We start from the raw sequence: 18186 nt of genomic DNA, 5'->3' as shown, positions 1-18186 counted from the left end.
GTCAGAACGACACCGTCACGCCGCCGAACACCGAACGGCCGTCGCCCGGCCAGACCGCGGCGGTGGCGGCCGTCCAGGTGGTGGCCGCCTGGACGTTGGAGACATAGGCCTCGTCGGTCAGGTTGCGGGCGTCGAGGAACAGCGAGACCTTGTCTGTCGCCTTCCAGCCGGCGTTGAGGTTGAGGATCGCGTAGGACGGCGCGGTCTTCGTATTTTTGTAGTCGATCCACTGGTCGCTGGCCGACCACTCCACCGACGGCGCCAGGAACCACCGCGCCGCCGCGTCGTAGCGCAGCTCGGCCCGGTAGAAGTGCTTGGGCACGATGGGCAGGCGGTTGTCGTCGTACAGTCGGTCGCCGTCAAAGCGGAAGTCCGACAGGGTATAGGTCTGGCGCAGACGCCAGCGCGGCGCAAAGTCCCAGTCCAGCGCCGCCTCGATCCCCTGATGCATCGTGTCGTCGGCGTTGAAGACGCTGACCGGGCGCAGGCTGTCGGTGGCGAACTGCAGCAGCTCGTTCTTCAGCTGGGCGCGATAGACCGTCAGGTCATAGGTGAACGGCCCGCGATGACCGCGCGCGCCGGCCTCGGCGGTCCAGGCCTCCTGCGCCTCGATGCGCGCGAAGCCGGTTCCCGAGGGCGACAGAGAGCTGAAGTTCGGCGGCTCCACCGAGCGGGTGACATTGGCGAACAGCTGCGAGCCGTCGTCGCCCTGCCACAGCACGCCCACCCGCGGCGAGACCCACTCGTAGTCCTTGTCGGTGGTCAGGTTGAAGGTCGAGGCCACGCCGGGAACCCTGAAGCTCTGATAGTCGCGCTCGGCCCGCCCCCAGGTCAGGCCGCCGACCAGGATCACGTGGTCGGTGACGAACAGGCGCCCTTCCCCGAACACGTCGGCGGCCTTGGCGTTCTGCAGCGACAGCGACTGAAGCGCGCCGCGCCCGCCCCGGACGTTGGTGTAGAAGGCCGAGTCCAGGTCGCCCTGGCGATACCAGGCGCCGAAATAGGCGTCGGCCTTCAGCCCGCCGACCTCGCCGTCCCAGTCCAGTCGCCCGAAGGCGCCGTAGTTGCGGCTCTGCTGGTCGATGACCTGGAAGATCGGATGGTCGAGGTCCTTCCACACCGCATAGACCGCGCCCTGGAACACCGTGTGCTCGTCGAGCCGCCAGGTCGTGCGCAGCGAACCGCGCAGGCCGCGCTGGTTGCGGCCCTGGTCGGCGGCGAGGCTGGCGGCGGCGCTCTGGCGCGGGTTCTGCTCGAACTGGTCCAGGGTCAGGGCGCCGGGGATCTCCTGGGCGATGTTGGAGCCGTTGAGCACGAACCGCACCTCGCGGTCCTGCCCGAAGCTTCGGCCCAGGTTCAGCGTGGCGAACTGGATGTTCTGCTGGCTCTGCGAGCGCCAGCCCTGGCTGGTCTGGTTGGTGGCGGCCGCATAGAGGTCCCAGTCGCCGGACTGACCGGCGATCGCCGCGTGCTCGCGGATCAGGCCGAACGAGCCGCCGTCGACACGCAGGCGGGCGTTGAAGCCGGCGTCCTTGCCCGTGGGCGTCACCATGTTGATCGCCCCGCCCAGGAGGGCCCCGCCGAAGCGCAGGGCGTTGCCGCCGCGATAGACCTCGGCGTAGCGGGTGTTCAGCGGGTCGGCGATCTGGCTGTCGCCGTAGCCGTCGGCCTCGTTCAGCGGCACGCCGTCCTGGGCGAGCAGCAGGCCGCGATTGTGGTTGGCGTTGCCGATGCCTGAGCCGCGGATCGAGATGCGGATGTCGCCGCCCCACTTGCGCTGGGCGTAGACGCCGGGGGCGTCGCGCAGCATGTCGTCGAGCGCCAGGGCCTGGCGGCTGGCATAGGCCTCCTGCGAGATCACCGACACCGCGCCTGGGGTTTCGGACAGGCGCTTGCGGGCCTCGGCGACGACGGAGGGATCCTCGGCGTTGCGGCGGGCGGTGACGATCACCGACGAGACGGCGCTTTCGCTATCGTCGGGGGCCGCCAGGGCGGCGGCGGGCGCCAGCGCGGAAAGGGCGCAGGCGGCCAATAGAACGGATTTCATCTTCTTCAGGTCCCAGGGCCGCGCCTTGCGCGACCATCAGCAGGCGGATCTTGGCCGGGCGCGATCTCGCACGCGGCGCTGAAAGCCCGGCGCGCGGCCGGGCGCTCCGCCGGTCACGCGACCGGCGGTCAGATCAGCAGGCTGGGAGGCCCCCTGGCCGGCAGCGGCGGCGCGGCCAGGCCCCGGCCGGGGGCCAGGTGGACCAGGCGGGCCGGCTGCGGCTGGGCGGCATAGGCGACGAACTCGACCTGCGCGACGGCCAGGTCGGCAGGCGGCGCGCCCATCGCCACGCCCAGGGCCGCGAAGGCGCAGGGGGCGTCGGCGGGCTTCTCGTCCGAGCCGTCCTTCTGGTGATCCAGGCGCTCGCCCGGCGCGACGACCATGGCGCCCTGGCCGGTGCACAGCACCAGGGCGAAGGGCAAGGCGTTGCGGGGCTGCGGCGCGGTCATGAAGCCGGCCGGGATCAGCACCTTCAAGGCGACCGCCAGCGCCGCGAGCGTCATGAAGACGGCGCGGGCGTTGGTCCAGCGATGGAAGGTCGGCCGGGTCACGCTCCAGGCTTTAGCTCAAGCGGCGCGGATTGTCCTTGGTCATTCCGTCCCAGCCACATCATCTCTGGCGCGAAACGCGGCTCAGGGTACAACCGACCGCATGATCGACCGTCGTTCTTTCCTCGCGTCCGCCGCCGCCCTGGCCGCGCCCGTCCCCGCCCTGGCCCGCGCGACCGAGGGCGAACGCCTGACCGCCGTGCTGGAGGGCCTGATCGGCAAGGCGATGCTCGACTCGCCGCAGCTGATGACCCTGACCGGCATGGACGCCGGCCCCAACGCCGCCGCGCGCGGCAAGCTGGACGACCGCTCGCCGGCTGGGATCGCCCGCACCCGCCAGCTGTTCGTCGACCTGCAGACCCAGCTGGCGACCTTCGACGCCAAGGCCCTGACCGGCATGGACCGGGTCAACCACCGCTCGGCCGCCTACCTGGCCGACACCACCCTGCAGAGCTACGCCATGCCGTTCGGCGATCCGAACGTCGGCGTCGCCGTCCCCTACATCGTCTCGCAGCTGTCGGGCGCCTATCGCGCCGTGCCCAGCTTCCTGGCCGACACCCATCCGGTGAAAACGAAGGAAGACGCCGAGGCCTATCTGTCGCGCCTGTCGGCCTTCGCGGTGCTGCTCGACCAGGAGACCGCCCGCGCCCGCGCCGACTTCGCCAAGGGGGCCACCCCGCCCGACTTCGTGCTGCGCACCACGCTCTCGCAGTTCTCGGCCCTGCTGGCCCCGCCCCCGGCCAGGTCGGAGTTGGTCACCGGCCTGACCCGCCGCACCGCCGCCATCCCCGGCGACTGGGAGGCCCGCGCCGCCAGGATCGTCGAGGCCGAGGTCTATCCGGCCCTGCGCCGCCAGGCCGACCTCTTGACCGCCGCCCTGCCCACGGCCGTCCACGACGCCGGCGTCTGGCGCCTGCCGGACGGCGAGGCCTACTACCGCTACGCCGTGCGTTCGGCGACGACCACCGACCTGGCCGGCGAGGAGATCCACCGCCTGGGCCTGGAGCTTGTGGCCCGCTTCAGCGCCCGCGCCGACGCCATCCTCAAGGCGCGCGGCCTGACCCAGGGCCCCGTCGGCGCCCGCATCGCCGCCCTGCGCCGCGACCCGGCCAATCTCTATCCCAACGACGACGCCGGCCGCGCCGCCCTGCTGGCCGATCTCGAGGCCAAGACCCAGGCCATGCGCGAGCGCCTGCCCGGCTATTTTGGCCGCCTGCCCAAGGCCGGGGTGAAGATCCAGCGCATCCCGCCGTCGATCGAGAGGGGCGCGCCCGGCGCCTACTACACTCCGCCCAGCCTGGACGGCTCGCGCCCAGGCCTGTTCTCGATCAACCTGCGCGACACGGCCGAGCAGCCGCGCTTCGACCTGCCGACCCTGGTGTTCCACGAGGCCATCCCCGGCCACCACCTGCAGAACGCCCTGATGATGGAGGCGCCGGGCATCCCCACCCTGCGCCGCTTGCCGATCTTCTCGGGCTATTCCGAAGGCTGGGCGCTCTATGCCGAGCAGCTAGCCGACGAGATGGGGGCCTACGACAACGACCCGCTGGGCCAGCTCGGCTACATCGCCTCGATGCTGTTCCGCGCCTCGCGGCTGGTGCTCGACTCCGGCATCCACGCCAAGCGCTGGAGCCGCGAGAAGGCCATCGCCTACATGTCGGAAACCCTGGGCGACGCCGAAAGCTCGGTCACCCGCGAGGTCGAGCGCTACTGCGTCCAGCCCGGCCAGGCGTCGAGCTACATGCTGGGCTGGCGCACCTGGACCGACAGCCGGGCTCGCGCCGAAAAGCGCCTGGGCGACAGGTTCAGCCTGAAGGGCTTCCACGACACCGGCCTGACCGCCGGCACCATGCCGCTCGACGTGCTGGCCTCGGTGATCGACGAGTGGAAGGGGAGTTGAGGCTCGGCGCCCCCCTGGGCGCCTTCTCACCCAAACGGCTCGTCATCCCGGAAAGCCCGCAGGGCTTATCCGGGACCCAGGGGCCGGCGCACCGCAGGCGGCCCCTGGGTCCCGGCTCTACGGTCCGCTACGCGGTCCTTCGGCCGGGATGACGAGTGAAAAGAACCAGATCCGCCCCGGTCAGGCCGGGACGTAGGTCAGCCTGACGACCTCGTCGCCGATGCGGGTGCTGTCCACCAGGCGCAGCTTGGGCCTGGACCCCGCGAAGAACGGCGCCCCCTCGCCCAGCACCACGGGGTGCAGATAGATCTTGTATTCGTCGATCAGGCCAAGCGCGGTCAGGCTGCGGGCCAGATCGGGGCCGCCAACCTCGATCACCCCATCGTGGCTGTCCTTCAGCGCACGGACGGCCGTAGCCAGGTCGCCCTCGAGCAGCGACGCGTTCGGGCCCACCGATTTCAGCGACCGCGAAACCACCCACTTGGGGCAACCGCGCCAGGCCGTCGCGAAGTCGCGCCGGGGCTGGTCCCAATCGGGATGCTCCTCGTCCCAGTAGCTCATGATCTCGTACAGCCGCCGGCCGTATAGGCTGCCGGTGAGGCTGCGCGCCTGGTCGACGAAGTATTGGAACAGCACGGGATCCGGACCAAAGCCCATGTGATCGACATAGCCGTCGAGGGACTGGTTCATTCCGAAGACGAGCTTGGCCATGGCGATCTCCCCGGCCTTCTCGAAGGGCCTTTCGGAGGTTGCGCGGAAAAGCGGCGAGGCGCAAAGCCCCTTCCCTCGCCCACTTTTGCGGCCGCGCATCAACTCGCTATTAAGAGTCACTTGCATTAAGGCGGAAAGGCGACCAAAAGCGTCGCCGTTCGGCGAGGCGCTCTGTCGGGAGTCGCTCGCCCACATACTGCGAATGATTCTTATTCGCTTAATACGGGGATAGTCGTATGCGCATTTCCAACCGGACGCGCGGCCTGTTGCTGGCCGGCGTCGCCAACCTCGTTCTCGTCGGCCTCGCCCACGGCCAGACCGCCGACGCGGCCGAGGAGGCCGTCACCACCAGCAAGCTGTCGCTGGGCAAGGTCGTCGTCTCGGCCGGCCAGGAGAAGGTGGCGATCGACACGCCCCAGGCCGTGACCACGCTCGACCAGGACGCCATCGACCAGGCCCAGGCCTCGACCATCGGCGACCTGCTGGCCGGCATCCCCGGCGTCAACACCATGGGCGGCGTCGGCGCGCTGGGCCAGGGCTTCAACATCCGCGGCATGGGCACCGGCCTGGCCGACAGCGACAGCCGCATCCTGATGCAGATCGACGGCGTCACGAAGTTCTTCGAGCAGTACCGGATGGGCGCGTTCTTCAGCGACCCCGAGCTCTACAAGCGCGTCGAGGTGCTGCGCGGTCCGGCCTCGTCCACCCTCTACGGCGCCGGCGCCCTGGCCGGCGTGGTCAGCTTCACCAGCAAGGACGCCTCGGACTTCCTGCAGGGCGACGACCGCTTCGCCGTGCGCCTGCGCGGCGGCGTCGAGAGCAACGCCGAGGCCCGTTTCGGCTCGGGCATCCTGGCCTTCAAGCCGACCGAGAAGCTGGAAGTGCTGGGCATGTATACTAGCCGCCGCAGCGACGAATACGAGAACGGTAACGGCCAGGTCGTGCCGGCCTCCAACGCCACTTCCGACAGCTACCTTCTGAAAGGCCGCTACACCTTCGGCAAGGACCACAGCATCTGGGCCTCGTACCAGAACTGGAAGAACGACAGCGTCCAGATCTACGACCAGTCCGAGGCCATGGCCACGACGCCCGTGCGCCGCAAGACCACCGACGACACCGCCGTGATCGGCTACCAGAACGCTTTCGAGGGTAACGACCTGCTCGATTTCGAGGCCCAGGTCTCCTACGCCAACAGCAAGGTCAACCAGACCGACACCACCTTCCTGTCGGGGGTGCTGGAGTCGGAGTTCTCGTACAAGACCCTGCAGGGCCGCGCCCAGAACACCTCGGAGTTCCAGTTCGCCGGCGACGGCGTCGCCTTCCTGACGGTCGGCGCCCAGGCCTACAAGCAGGAGCGTCGCAACCCGCGCCGCACGGCCACCGGCACCAACCACGGGGCCGCCACCCACCCCGAAGGCGACATGGAGAAGTACGGCCTGTTCGCCCAGGGCGAAGTCACCTACGGCAAGCTGACCGTGATCCCCGGCGTGCGCGTCGACTGGACCAAGCTGCAGCCGGGCCTGGGCGTGACCACCAGCCGCGAGGTCAAGGACAACGGCGTCTCGCCCAAGATCGCCGCCCTCTACAGCCTGACCGAATGGGCCTCGGTGTTCGGCTCGATCGCCCACACCGTGCGCATGCCGGTGCTGGATGAGATCTACAGCCGCACCTCGGCGACGGCGAGCAACTACAGCCTCAACCTCAAACCCGAGGAGTCGGACAACTACGAGGTCGGCGGCACGCTGCAGTTCCGCAACCTCTTCGGCCAGGGCGACCAGGCGCGGATCAAGACCACCCTCTTCCGCAACGACGTCAGCAACCTGATCGCCCGCGGCACGGCCACCTCCAGCTACTTCGTCAACATCGGCGAGGCCCGCTATTCGGGCGTCGAGGTCGAGGCCGAGTACGGCGCCAAGCAGCTGTTCGTGCGCGGCGCGGTGTCGGTGATCGACGGCGAGAACCGCACGAGCGGCGCGCCGCTGAACACCATCCCGGCCGACACCCTGAACCTGACGGTCGGCTACGTCTTCCCGAGCCATAACCTGACGGCCGGCTGGCGCGGCGAGTTCGCCGACGACCAGAACCAGACCACCACCGCCTCGCTGCGCACGCCGGGCTATTCGGTGCACAACCTGTTCCTGACCTGGAAGCCGCAGGACGGCGCGCTGAAGGGCCTGGAGGTTCAGGCCGGGGTCGACAACCTGTTCGACAAGAACTTCCGCCGCCACCTGTCGTCGCTCGACGCCGAGGGCCGGACGGTCAAGCTCACGCTCGGCAAGACCTTCTAACCATGAGAACGCCCTGGCACGTTCGAGCCTGGGCGACGGGGGCGTCGTTGGTCATCAACGGCGCCCTCGGGCTCGCCGTCGTCCAGTGGGAGCAGAGGCCCGTCCTCGCGCCCATGGACGACGCGGCCATGCTGATCTCGCTGGGCGATCCGGCGCTCGACAGCGTCGACAACGCCACCTCGCCCGACGCCGCGCCGGCCCCGACGCCGGAGAGCGAGCCCGCGCCGCCGCAGCGCTCGCAGCCCGAAAAGCCGGTTCCCAAGCCGCTGCCGCCGCGTCCCGATGGCTGGCTGGCCCAGGCCGCGCCCGCGCCGGCCGCGCCTGCTCCGCCTTCGGACTCTCCGCCGCGCCCGACGCCGCCCGCAGCGGCCCAGGCCGCCGTGCCGGCCGCCGCCCGGGCCATGGACGCCTCGGCCGCCAAGCCGCCCGCCGGCCGACGCGACGCCGACAGCGTCCAGGCTCACGCCGGAACCAGCACCGCTTACGCAGCGAGGGTCCGCGCCTGGCTGGAGGCCCACAAGACCTATCCCAAGGCCGCCCGCATGCGAAAACAGCAGGGCACGGCCCAGGTGACCTTCGTCCTCGACCGCGCCGGCCACGTGCTGGACTGCCGCCTGACCGGCCCCACGGGCCATGCCCTGCTCGACGCCGAAGTCCGCGCCATGGTCGCCCGGGCGGATCCCTTCCCCGCGCCGCCGCAGACGATCAGGGGCGAACGGATCGAGATGGACGCGCCGGTGGAGTTTTCGTTGTCGCGTTAGATCCTCCCCCCGAAGGGGGAGGTGTCGGCGAAGCCGACGGAGGGGGATGTGGCCTGTGAGCCAGCAGCAGCCTCCAAATCAGCAGCGACTTCCCCCTCCGGCCCTCCGGGCCACCTCCCCCTTCAGGGGGAGGATTTTCTACTTCGCCCGCTGCCCCTCCGGCGGCCCCAGATAGCTCCCCGCCACCGCCCCGCGCGAGATCACCAGCCGCTGGAACACCACGCCCGGATCCACGCGCCACAACCGCACCCGGTGCGCCCCCGCCGACGGGACCGCCAGCGAAGTCGTCAGTGAACGGACATTGTCCGCCACCACCTTGTCCCAGGCCTTCTCGGACGGATCGGGGATGGTGTTGACCACCACCGGCGGCGCGTCGTTGATCGACACGGCAAAGCGCGGTCCCGTCCCGCCCGTGACGTCCAGTCCCGGCGAGACCAGCACGGTCAGGTCGACCGGCCCGGCCTTCTCGAAATCGACCAGATATTCCAGCATCGCCCCCTTGCCCGGCGCGCTGGGCGCGGCGGTGGTCGGATAGCCGGCCACGCCCGACAGCGTGCGGCCGAGGTTGGGGATGGTCTTCCACGAAACGCCGTCGGCGGTGGTCGCCTTGGCGTGGTGCTCGGCCTCGATCGCCAGCGGTCCGCCAGCCTCGACGAAGGCGCCCCTGGCCGGCTTGCGGGCCGTGTTGTCGACCACCGCCGTCACCACGACCTGCTGCCCGCCCGGCCCCTTCAGGGTGATCGGCACGCGGTGGACGCCCCTGGGCGCCCTGGCCCAGTCGACCGACAGCTCCAGCCGCGTATCGCCCCAGTCGCCGGCCGGGCCGCGCGACAGCTTCAGCCACGGCGCGCCGGCGCTCGCCTCGAACGCCATCTGCGACGGACCGCGATTGAACACGTCGATCCAGCGCGACGACGGCCCCCAGCGGGTCAGCGGCGGCAGGTCGGCGCCCTGCTCGGCGTCGACCCGCGCCTCGCGCCCCTCGACGGCGACGCCCATCATCACGCCGCGATAGAGGACGTTGCGGGCCAGGGCGGGTAAGGCGTTCTGCTCGGGCTGCTGCCAGCCGGTGTAGCCGATGTGGGTCTGGTCCATCATGTGGACCCACTTGCCGTCGCCGATCGCGTGGTACTGGCCGGTCAGCTCGGCGTCGCGGGCGAACAGCCTCTCGGCCAGCTCGGCCTGAGCCAGCGAGGCGGCGCGACCCTGCCGGTCATAGAGCCGGTTGCGGCCGACGGCGATGTAGAGCCGGGTGTGGTTGGCGCTGGCCATGATCGGGAACCAGACCAGCTGGAAGAAGGCGTCGTCCTGGGCCTTGGGCAGCGCCTTGCGCAAGGCCTCGGCGCGGGCCTCCAGCACGGCCCATTCGGCCTCCACCCGCTCGGCCTCGCGGTCATTGACCAGGCTGAAGGTCGCCGCGTCGATCAGCTCGGGCTTTCGCCGCGCGTTCAGCTTCGTATAACCGTCCAGCAGCGCCGCGATCTCGGCCGCGTGCGCGGCGCCGAACTGCGCCGCCGCCCAGTCGCGGGTGTAGGTCGAGAGCGTCTCGACCGGCATGGCGTCGGGGTTCCAGGCCAGGTCGAGGAAGAACTCGGTCGGCAGCTCCATGGGCTTGAGGTCGCCGACATTGACGATCCACAGCCGGTCGGCGCCGTGGTCGTCGGCGCGCTTCATCTGCTCCCAGGTGCGCTCGATCTGGTTGGTGTTGAGCCACTTGTAGTTCCGCGGCCCGCCCACATAGTCGAAGTGGTAGTAGACGCCGTAGCCGCCCGGCCGTGTCTCGCCCGGCTTCGGCAGGCGCCGGATGTTGCCCCAGTTGTCGTCGGCGAAGAGCAAGGTCACGTCGTCGGGCACGCGCATCCCGGCGTCGTAATAGTCCTGCACCTCCTTGTAGAGCGCCCAGACCTGCGGGGTCGCCGACGGGTCCTTGCCGGTGACCTCGCCGATGATCCTGCGCTGGTCGGCGACGATGGTCTCCAAAAGCTTGGTGGCCGTGCCCTGCGTCATCGGCTCGTCGCCGTCGCCCCGCATGCCCACCGTGACCAGGCTCTCGTTGGCGCCCATCCGCTCGACGCCCTCGCGCCAGAAGCGGCGCAGGGCCTCGGGATTCTTCGAGTAGTCCCACGGCCCCTGGCCGTAACGCTCCCACTCCACGTGCGCCCGCATCATCGGCTCGTGGTGCGAGGTTCCGATCACCACGCCCATCTCGTCGGCCAGCACGGCGTTCAGCGGGTCGTCGTCATAGAGCGCCTTGCCCCACATCGCCGGCCACAGATAGTCGCCCTTCAGCCGCAGCACGAGCTCGTAGACCCGCTCGTAGAAGGCGTGGTTGAAGCCGCCGAAGGTCGCGTTGGCCCAGCCGTAGAGCGCCGGGTTCTCGTCGTTGAGGAAGATGCCCCGGTACTTGACCTTGGGCGCCCGCAGCCGGGCGCCCGGCGCCACCGTCAGGTCGCGGCGCACCGGCACGGGCACGTCGGCCCACCAGCTCCACGGCGAGACGCCGGCGCGTTCGGAAAGGTCGTAGGCGCCGAAGATCGTCCCGCGCTTGTCGGCCCCGACAATGACCAGGGCGCGGGCGAGCCCCGGACGCGGGTTGTCGACCACCTGCTGGACGAAGCCCTCCCAACGCCCCTTCAGGGCCGAGACGTCCAGCTTGCCGGCCGCGACCAGGGCGTCGATCTGCGCGCTCCGGCCCAGCGTGCCGACGATGACGACGGGCGCGTCCTTGGCCTGCTGGGCCCCGCCGGAAAGCTTGGAAAGATCGCCGCGCAGGCCCTGCGCCGCGCGCAGCACGCCGGGCCAGTCGGTGACGTCGGCCTCGACCCGCGCGGGCTTGCCGCCTGCGATCAGCGCAAAGCCGCCGGCGAAGGGCTTCTCGGACACCACGCCCGCTTCGGCCGAACGCGCGGCGGTCGGCGCCGCCAGCGCTGCCGCGGCCGCCACAGCGGCGGCGAGCGCGAGGGCCGAGACGGCGGTGCGCAGACCAGCGACGCCTTTACTCACGAGCCGACCGCGATCTCGAACGGCCCCAGCGGCAGGCCGGCCATGTCGAAGACGTTGAAGGTCGGCGCATCGGCCCAGGCGAACCGCAGCTTGGTCGGGGTCAGGCCGGCAGGGATGGCGACCACCGCCCTGTCGCCCTCGACCCGGGCGTCGGCGAACCGGCAGCCGGCCGCGTCGCACAGTTCGAAACCGATGGCCTTGTCCGAGCCGCGCGTCGCCAGGCGCTCGGCCACCTGCTCGAAACGCACTTCCACCGTCTCGCCCACGCGGCGCGCCGAGACCGGCGAAGGCCCGGTGGTCACCGCTTGGCCCGCCAGGCGCTTCACGCCCCGGGCCAGGCGCTTGCCGACCTCCTGCTTGTTGCTCGGGTGAATGTCGGAGGGATCGCCGATGTCGGTGATGACGGCGAGCGCGGCGTGACCGTCCTTAGCCACGGCCAGGCGCTGGGCCTCGCGCACCTGGGCCCACCAGGACTCCTCCGGCGCCAACTGCGGCTTGCCGTAGTTGGCCAGTTGCACCACCAGGGCCGGCATGTCGGCGGCCTGGCCCACGCGGCGCTCGGCCAGCAGTTCGCGCAGCAGCGGCTGGTAGGTCTGGGGCCGGCCGGTGTTGCTCTCGCCCTGGTACCAGGCGAAGCCTTTGAAGGCGTAGGGGCCCATCGGCGCCAGCATGCCGTTGTAGAGCGTCGATACCCCCGACAGCGTGTCCCACGGCGCGCGCGGCGGCTCGCCGGTTTCCTTCGGCTCGATCTGGTAGCGCCAGGTCGTCAGCGGGATACGGGTCCCGTCGGCAAGCACCAGGGCGCGGGCGGCCTCGCCGTACATCCCGCCGTTGGCGTAGGTGTCGAGCGCCGAAACGACGATGCGGTTGGCGCCGGCCTTCAGGGTCCCGGCCGCCACCGAATAGATCCTCACCGTGCCCGCGCCAGAGGTCGAGCCGACCCCGACGCCGTTGACGAAGGTGGTGTCGACCTCGTCGACCATGCCGATCTCGAGGCTGGCGGCCCCCTTCGCCTGGGCCGCCGTCAGGGTGATCGACGTATCGAACCAGACCATGCCGTTGAAGTCGGCCAGGGCCGGCACGCCCCAGCTTTCCCAGACACCCAGGCCCTGCGGCGCGGGCGTCCAGGCGCCGTCGCCGGCCCACGGACCGCCGGCCGCGCCGTTGTGGCGCAGGCTCCACCAGGCCTTGATCGTCTCGCCCCAGCGGCGGTCGGCGGCCGGGCGGTCCTTCAGCGACAGCTGCAGGGTGGCGATGTCGTTGTCGTAGTCGCCGGCCCTGCGCAGGGCGGCCGGGCTGAGCCAGGCCTCGATGGCCGACCCGCCCCACGAAGCGTGAACCAGGCCCAGCGGCGTCTTGTCGGTCTTCCGCAGCTCGCGGGCCATGTAGTAGCAGGCGGCCGAAAACGACCCGACCGCATCGGGCTTGGCAGCCTTCCAGGCCGGCGGCTTGACGAAGGTCGTGCGCGGCGAGCGGCTGTCGGCGTGGTCGACATAGGCCATGCGCAGGCCGTCGTCATTGGCCGAGCGGATCTCGGACCACGAGTTGTTGCCGCGCTCGACCGGCAGCTCCATGTTCGACTGGCCCGAGCACAGCCAGACGTCGCCGACCAGCACGTCGCTCACCGTCTGGCTCGCGCCCGAGGCGGCCTTGGCCTCCAGGGTGTAGGGACCGCCGGCCGGCATCGCCGGCAGGTCGACGCGCCAGGCGCCGTTCGCGCCGGCCTTGGCCGTGGCCGTCCGGTCGCCGAGCGTGACGGTCACCGCCTCGCCGGGCCTGGCCTCGCCGAACACCGGCAACGGCCGGCCGCGCTGCACCACCGCATGGTCGGCGAACAGCCCGTTCAGCAACGGCCCCTGGGCGGCGGCGGGCGTGGCCATCAGGGCGGCCAGCAGGATCGGCGCGACGCGGCGCATGTGGTCAACTCCCTCGGCCGCCTGAGGCGGCTCGTTCTTTCTAGATCCTCCCCCTCTGGGGGAGGTGGCCCAGAGGGCCGGAGGGGGTCGGCGCGGCGCTCACCCCCTCAGTCGCTTCGCGACAGCTCCCCCAGAGGGGGAGCATCTTTCGCGTAGCCCGCCCCCTTACGCCACCGTCAGCTTGACCGACTTCAGGTCAACCGAGTTCGGGCCGACCAGGATCGAGAAATCGCCCGGCTCGACAACCCGCTTCATGGCCAGGTTCCACATCCACAGATCCGAGGGCTTCACCTCGAAGGTCACCGTCTTCTTCTCGCCGGGCGCCAACGTCACCCGCTTGAAGTGCTTCAGCTCCAGCACCGGACGGGTGACCGAGGCCGCCTCGTCGTGGACGTAGAGCTGCACCACCTCGTCGCCGGCGACCTTGCCGGTGTTGGTCACCTCGACCGACACGGTCGTGCTCTCGCCCTGGCTGATCCGGGCCTTCGACAGGCGCGGCGCCGAGATCTCGAAGCTGGTGTAGGACAGGCCGAAGCCGAACGGATAGAGCGGGCTGGTGGCGCGGTCGAACAGATAGCCGCGGCGGGCCGTGGGCTTGCGGTTGTAGTAGATCGGCAGCTGGCCGACGTCGCGGGCGATGCTGACCGGCAGCTTGCCGCCCGGATTGGCCCTGCCGAACAGCACGTCGGCGGCGGCGTTGCCGGTCTCCTGGCCCAGGTACCAGCCCTCGACCAGGGCGTCGGCCTTTTCCGCCAGCAGGTTCACCGACAGCGGACGGCCGTTCAGCAGCAGCACCACGGTCGGCTTGCCCAGGGCGAAGATGGCGCGGGCGAGATCGTTCTGCTGGCCCACCAGATCCAGGCTGTCGCGGTCGCCCAGGTGGTTGTCGGCCCAGGCCTCGCGGCTTGTCTGCTCGTTGTCGCCCAGCACCATGACGACGACGTCGGCCTTCTTGGCCGTCTCGACCGCCTCGGCGATCAGTCTGGCGTTCACGGCCGGGTCGACCAGCTTGACCTCGTCGGCGGCCCAGACGCGCTTTTCGGTGATCCGCACAGCCTCCGCGTAGTCGAGCGCGAAGCCTTGCGCCTTGGCCTCGGCGGAGAGCCCCTCCAGCACCGAGACCACGTGGCGCGGTTCGTCGGAATAGCCGCCGATCGGGGTGTCCTTGGCATGCGTGCCGAGCAGCGCCAGGCGCTTGATCTTCTTGCCGTCCAGCGGCAGCAGGCCCTTGTCGTTCTTCAGCAGCACCACAGCCTTGCGGGCCGCCTCGCGGGCCAGGGCGACGGCTTGCGGCGTCGCGGTCTTGGCGTCGGCGGTCTTTTCATCCGCATACGGATTTTCGAACAGGCCGCCTTCGAACTTGATCTTCAGCACCCGCGCCACGGCCGCGTCGACGGCGGCCTCGGGGATGCGGCCCGAACGCACCAGCTGGGGCAGCAGCACATAGGCCTCGCCATCCGGCAGTTCGACGTCGACCCCGGCGTTCATGGCCATCACCGCCGTGTCGGCCAGCTGGTCGGTCAGCTTGTGGCGGGTGATGATCTCCTTGATGGCGAAATAGTCGCTCATCGTCGCGCCTTCGAAGCCCCACTCGCCGCGCAGGATGTCGGTCAGCAGCCAGCGGTTGGCGTGCGAGGGCACCCCGTCGATCTCGTTGTAGCTGGGCATGACCGAGCGCACCGGCAGCTCCTTCACCGCCCGTTCGAACGGCGGGAAGAAGTTCTCGCGCAAGGTCCGCTCGGCGATCTGGGCCGGGCCGACATTGGTGCCGTTCTCGGGCTGGCCGTGGCCGGTCATGTGCTTGAGGGTGACGAACACCTTGTCGGGCGCCAGCGGCAGGGTCTTGCCCTGGAAGCCGCGGATAGCGGCCAGGCCCATCTCGGCGCAGACGTGCGGGTCCTCGCCGTAGGTCTCCTCGATACGACCCCAGCGCGGGTCGCGGGCCACGTCGACCACGGGGGCCAGGGCGATGTTCGAGCCCCGGGCGCGCATCTCCTTGGCGGCGACCGAGAACACGTGCTCGACCAGTTCCGGATCGAAGGTCGAGGCCAGGGCGATCGATTGCGGGAAGCTCGTCGCATCGCGGGCGACATAGCCGTGCAGGGCCTCGTCGTGCATCAGCATCGGGATGCCCAGGCGCGTGCTTTCCATCGCCCACTTCTGGGCGGCGTTGACGTATTTGGCCGTCTGCGGGGCGTTGCGGCCCACCGAGCCGTCCTCGGCGCCGGCGGCGGCGTTGACCTCGGTCGTCGGCTTCAGGCCACGGCGGTCGGTCGGGCGCGAGATCTGGCCCAGGCCGTCGGGGAAGTTCTTACTGGCCGTCTCGGGCGAGAAGTCGCCCGTCGGCGTCTGGATCGCGGCCTTGGTCAGCCAGATCCCGATCAGCTGGGCGGCCTTCTCCTCCAGCGTCATCCGCGAGAGCAGGTCCTTGACCCGCGCGTCGATCGGCTGGGCCGGATCCTTGTAGAGCGCCTTGCCGCCCGTCGCTTTCGGAGCCGCCCGGACCACGGGCGCCATGGCGGCGCCGAGAGCGGCCAGGCTGACGCCCAGCGTGCGGCGAGTAAGGGTGGTGGTCATCCTTGCGTTTCCCCAGCGTCTGTCACGGCGGCTTCGCGCCGTCTTGCCTGACACTATGGGAGAGCTTGTCAGACCACTCAAGCCCTAATGTTACCGGTCACTTTCGTTTACCTCGCGGCGGTCGTCGAAAGGCGCAAACCAAGCGCGCTCACCACCTTGAGCACGGTGTCGAAGCGTGGGTTACCGTCGACAGCCAGCGCCTTGTAGAGGCTTTGCCGTCCGAGCCCAGCCGCTTCCGCCACCTCGGTCATGCCCTTGGCTCGCGCCAGAACGCCCAGCGCATCGGCGATGAAGGCCGCGTCGTTGGTCGCCAGGGCCTCATCCAGATAGGCGGCGGCCGCCTCCGGGGTCTCGACATAAAGGGCCGGATCGAACGGCTGGGTGTCGATGCTCATGCATCCTCGCCTCGATAAGCGTCTCCCGCAGGAGACAGCACCAATCGACGCAAGAAAAGCTATCAAACCGTCACCCAGGCCGCAGCGAAGCGTAGAGCCGGGACCCAGGGGCCGCTGCACTGCGCTTGGCCCCTGGGTCCCGGATAAGCGCTACGCGCTTTCCGGGATGACGAGATTTAGAGGGTTCGGAGCTGCTCTCGCAATTTGCAGGAGCCTCACCCCGACCAGGCGTCGACCACGCTTTCCAGCACAGTCAGCGGGGTCGGGCCGACCAGCAGGGCGGTGTCGTGGTACTTGCGGATATCGAACTTGGCGCCGAGACGGGCCTTGGTCCGTTCGCGCAGGGCGGCCCAGACGGTGTGGCCCACCTTGTACGAGCAGGCCTGGGCGGGGTTGGCGCAATAGCGCTCGACCTCGCGGGTGATGCGGCCCTCGTCGTCGCCACCGGTCTCGACCATGTAGGCGATGGCCTTTTCGCGGCTCCAGCCCTTGGCGTGGATGCCGGTGTCGACCACGCAGCGCGAGGCGCGGAACAGGCGCGCCTGGTACATGCCCAGAAGGCCCAGGTCGTCGGTCTCGTAGAGGCCCATCTCCATGGCCACCTGCTCGGCATAGAGCGCCCAGCCCTCGGTGTTGGCCGAGAAGAACATGTTCTGGCGCAGGCGCGGCAGGCTGCCCTCGGCGGTCAGGGCCAGCTGGAAATGGTGGCCCGGCGCGGCCTCGTGATAGGTCAGGGTCGGCAGGGCGTAGCGGGGACGCTCGGCGGTGTCGCGCAGGTTGATGTAGAAGGCGCCGGGACGGGAGCCGTCCAGCGGCGGACGCTCGTAATAGCCGCCCGACGAGCCAGCCTCGGTGTAGGGCGGGATGCGGCGCACCTCGACCGGGATCTTCGGCGTGATCCCGAACCATTGCGGCAGCTTGGGCTGCATTTCGGCGATCAACCGATTGCAATAGGCCAGGATCTGGGCGCGGCCCTCGTCGGTGTTGGGATAGCTCTCGCCCGGCAGGTCCTTCAGCGCCGCCATGCGCTGGCCGACCGAGCCTTGCGTGAAACCGCGCTTCCTTAGGATCTCGTCCATCCGCGCCTGGATCTGCGCGCCCTCCTCCAGGCCAAGACGATGGACCTCGTCGGGGGTCTTCTCGGTGGTGGTGTAGATGCGCAGCAGGGCCGCGTAGAACGCATCGCCGTCCTTGAAGCGGTTCATGCCCGCCTCGTGCACGGCCTTGGCGCGGACGGCGGTCAGGGTCTCGATCTGGCGGTCCAGCGCCGGGTGGATGGCGCTGGTCAGCAGGGCGGCGGCCTTGGCGTCGTAGTCGCCATAGGCCTTGGCGCGGCGAGCCATCGAGGCGACCAGCACGTTCTTTTCCGGCGCCAGGGCGCGGAACTGCTTCAGCTGGCCGATGGCCTTGTCGAGGATGAAGTCCGACGGGATCACGCCCTTGGCCGCGTCGGCCCGCACCCGCTCGCTCTCCTGATCGAGCACGCCGGCGAACCCGGCCATGCGGGCCAGGTAGCTGTCGGCGTCGGCCGCCGACTTCACCTCGTGCTTGTTGTCCAGGAAGCTGGGGACCGACGAATAGCCGCCGTAGAACTGGGTCACCACGAACGGCCGCGACACCGCGCCGTAGTCGAAGCCCGAGGCCTTGTCGCGCGCGCCGTAATAGTAGGCGGCGGTGTCGTAGTTGACGGCGTCCTCGCCGGTCAGGGCCTTGCGATCGATGGCCTTCAGGCGCTTGAGCCGCTGCGCGGGTTCGCGGCGCTCCTTGAGCCAGGCGGCGATCGAGCGGTCGCCCAGCCTGGTGCGCGCGCCGGCGTCGAGGCCCAGATTGGTCGCCTGTTCGGGGCTCTCGGTCAGGTCTTCGTCGAAGAAGGCGTCGAACAGGGCGTAGAGCTTGGCGGCATCGCCTTTCGGGGCGGCCATGGCCGGCAGGGCCGTAGAGACGGCGGCGGCGGTCGCGCCCACCAACAACTGACGACGATCGAACTTCGTGGAATCGGACATGCGGCCCCCAAGGCAGACTTGGCCGCATGTCGGGAAC

11 protein-coding genes are annotated in these 18186 nt (G+C 70.0%); 3 read left to right on the top strand and 8 right to left on the bottom strand.

Annotation, left to right across the window (positions count from 1 at the left end):
• Window position 1: 1 nt before the first annotated feature.
• Window positions 2-2047: a TonB-dependent receptor family protein gene (locus ACODR1_RS04725; RefSeq protein ID WP_488879415.1), complete on the bottom strand. Its 2046-nt coding sequence runs from the start codon at window positions 2045-2047 to the stop codon at window positions 2-4.
• Between the two features lie 128 nt (window positions 2048-2175).
• Entirely contained in the window at window positions 2176-2598 is a 423-nt protein-coding gene (locus ACODR1_RS04720) for a DUF2946 family protein (RefSeq protein ID WP_488879414.1), read from the bottom strand.
• Window positions 2599-2698: 100 nt separating this feature from the next.
• On the opposite strand from ACODR1_RS04720, the gene ACODR1_RS04715 reads away from it, so the two are divergent.
• Window positions 2699-4495 carry a DUF885 domain-containing protein gene (locus tag ACODR1_RS04715; protein ID WP_488879413.1) on the top strand — a complete coding sequence of 599 codons (1797 nt, stop codon included), beginning with the start codon at window positions 2699-2701 and terminating at the stop codon, window positions 4493-4495.
• A 180-nt stretch (window positions 4496-4675) separates the two neighbouring features.
• Here ACODR1_RS04715 and ACODR1_RS04710 read toward each other — a convergent pair whose 3' ends face one another.
• The gene (locus ACODR1_RS04710) at window positions 4676-5206 is read right to left on the bottom strand and encodes a dihydrofolate reductase family protein (protein WP_488879412.1); all 531 of its coding nucleotides are present in this window, start codon (window positions 5204-5206) and stop codon (window positions 4676-4678) included.
• A gap of 236 nt (window positions 5207-5442) precedes the next feature.
• Between ACODR1_RS04710 and ACODR1_RS04705 the strand changes: the two genes are divergently transcribed.
• Both ACODR1_RS04705 and ACODR1_RS04700 read left to right on the top strand, forming a co-directional pair.
• Window positions 5443-7494, top strand: coding sequence for a TonB-dependent receptor domain-containing protein (locus ACODR1_RS04705; RefSeq protein WP_488879411.1), 2052 nt, complete (start codon window positions 5443-5445; stop codon window positions 7492-7494).
• 47 nt (window positions 7495-7541) lie between these two features.
• Window positions 7542-8255, top strand: a complete 714-nt coding sequence (locus ACODR1_RS04700; protein WP_488879410.1) for an energy transducer TonB — start codon at window positions 7542-7544, stop codon at window positions 8253-8255.
• A 138-nt stretch (window positions 8256-8393) separates the two neighbouring features.
• Here the strand turns inward: ACODR1_RS04700 and ACODR1_RS04695 are convergent, their stop codons facing one another.
• The 5 genes from ACODR1_RS04695 to ACODR1_RS04675 form a co-directional block, all read right to left on the bottom strand.
• Window positions 8394-11258 carry a glycosyl hydrolase 115 family protein gene (locus ACODR1_RS04695; protein WP_488879409.1) on the bottom strand — a complete coding sequence of 955 codons (2865 nt, stop codon included), beginning with the start codon at window positions 11256-11258 and terminating at the stop codon, window positions 8394-8396.
• Window positions 11255-13174, bottom strand: a complete 1920-nt coding sequence (locus ACODR1_RS04690) for a sialate O-acetylesterase (RefSeq protein ID WP_488879408.1) — start codon at window positions 13172-13174, stop codon at window positions 11255-11257. The genes ACODR1_RS04695 and ACODR1_RS04690 overlap by 4 nt, the downstream gene beginning before the upstream one ends.
• Before the next feature lie 165 nt (window positions 13175-13339).
• Window positions 13340-15751 carry a glycoside hydrolase family 3 N-terminal domain-containing protein gene (locus ACODR1_RS04685; RefSeq protein ID WP_488879407.1) on the bottom strand — a complete coding sequence of 804 codons (2412 nt, stop codon included), beginning with the start codon at window positions 15749-15751 and terminating at the stop codon, window positions 13340-13342.
• 107 nt (window positions 15752-15858) lie between these two features.
• Window positions 15859-16146, bottom strand: coding sequence for an addiction module antidote protein (locus tag ACODR1_RS04680; RefSeq protein ID WP_488879406.1), 288 nt, complete (start codon window positions 16144-16146; stop codon window positions 15859-15861).
• Window positions 16147-16361: 215 nt separating this feature from the next.
• Window positions 16362-18149, bottom strand: coding sequence for a DUF885 domain-containing protein (locus ACODR1_RS04675; protein WP_488879405.1), 1788 nt, complete (start codon window positions 18147-18149; stop codon window positions 16362-16364).
• Window positions 18150-18186 lie beyond the last annotated feature (37 nt).

The sequence above is a fragment of the Caulobacter sp. FG7 genome, assembly GCF_057808875.1.
This window is presented reverse-complemented; position numbering and strand designations above follow the sequence as displayed.

Coding starts and splice junctions, on each gene's coding strand:
- ACODR1_RS04685 (WP_488879407.1), bottom strand. CDS start 15,751: ATGACCACCACCCTTACTCGCCGCACGCTGGGCGTCAGCCTGGCCGCT.
- ACODR1_RS04675 (WP_488879405.1), bottom strand. CDS start 18,149: ATGTCCGATTCCACGAAGTTCGATCGTCGTCAGTTGTTGGTGGGCGCG.
- ACODR1_RS04710 (WP_488879412.1), bottom strand. CDS start 5,206: ATGGCCAAGCTCGTCTTCGGAATGAACCAGTCCCTCGACGGCTATGTC.
- ACODR1_RS04680 (WP_488879406.1), bottom strand. CDS start 16,146: ATGAGCATCGACACCCAGCCGTTCGATCCGGCCCTTTATGTCGAGACC.
- ACODR1_RS04705 (WP_488879411.1), top strand. CDS start 5,443: ATGCGCATTTCCAACCGGACGCGCGGCCTGTTGCTGGCCGGCGTCGCC.
- ACODR1_RS04690 (WP_488879408.1), bottom strand. CDS start 13,174: ATGCGCCGCGTCGCGCCGATCCTGCTGGCCGCCCTGATGGCCACGCCC.
- ACODR1_RS04725 (WP_488879415.1), bottom strand. CDS start 2,047: ATGAAATCCGTTCTATTGGCCGCCTGCGCCCTTTCCGCGCTGGCGCCC.
- ACODR1_RS04715 (WP_488879413.1), top strand. CDS start 2,699: ATGATCGACCGTCGTTCTTTCCTCGCGTCCGCCGCCGCCCTGGCCGCG.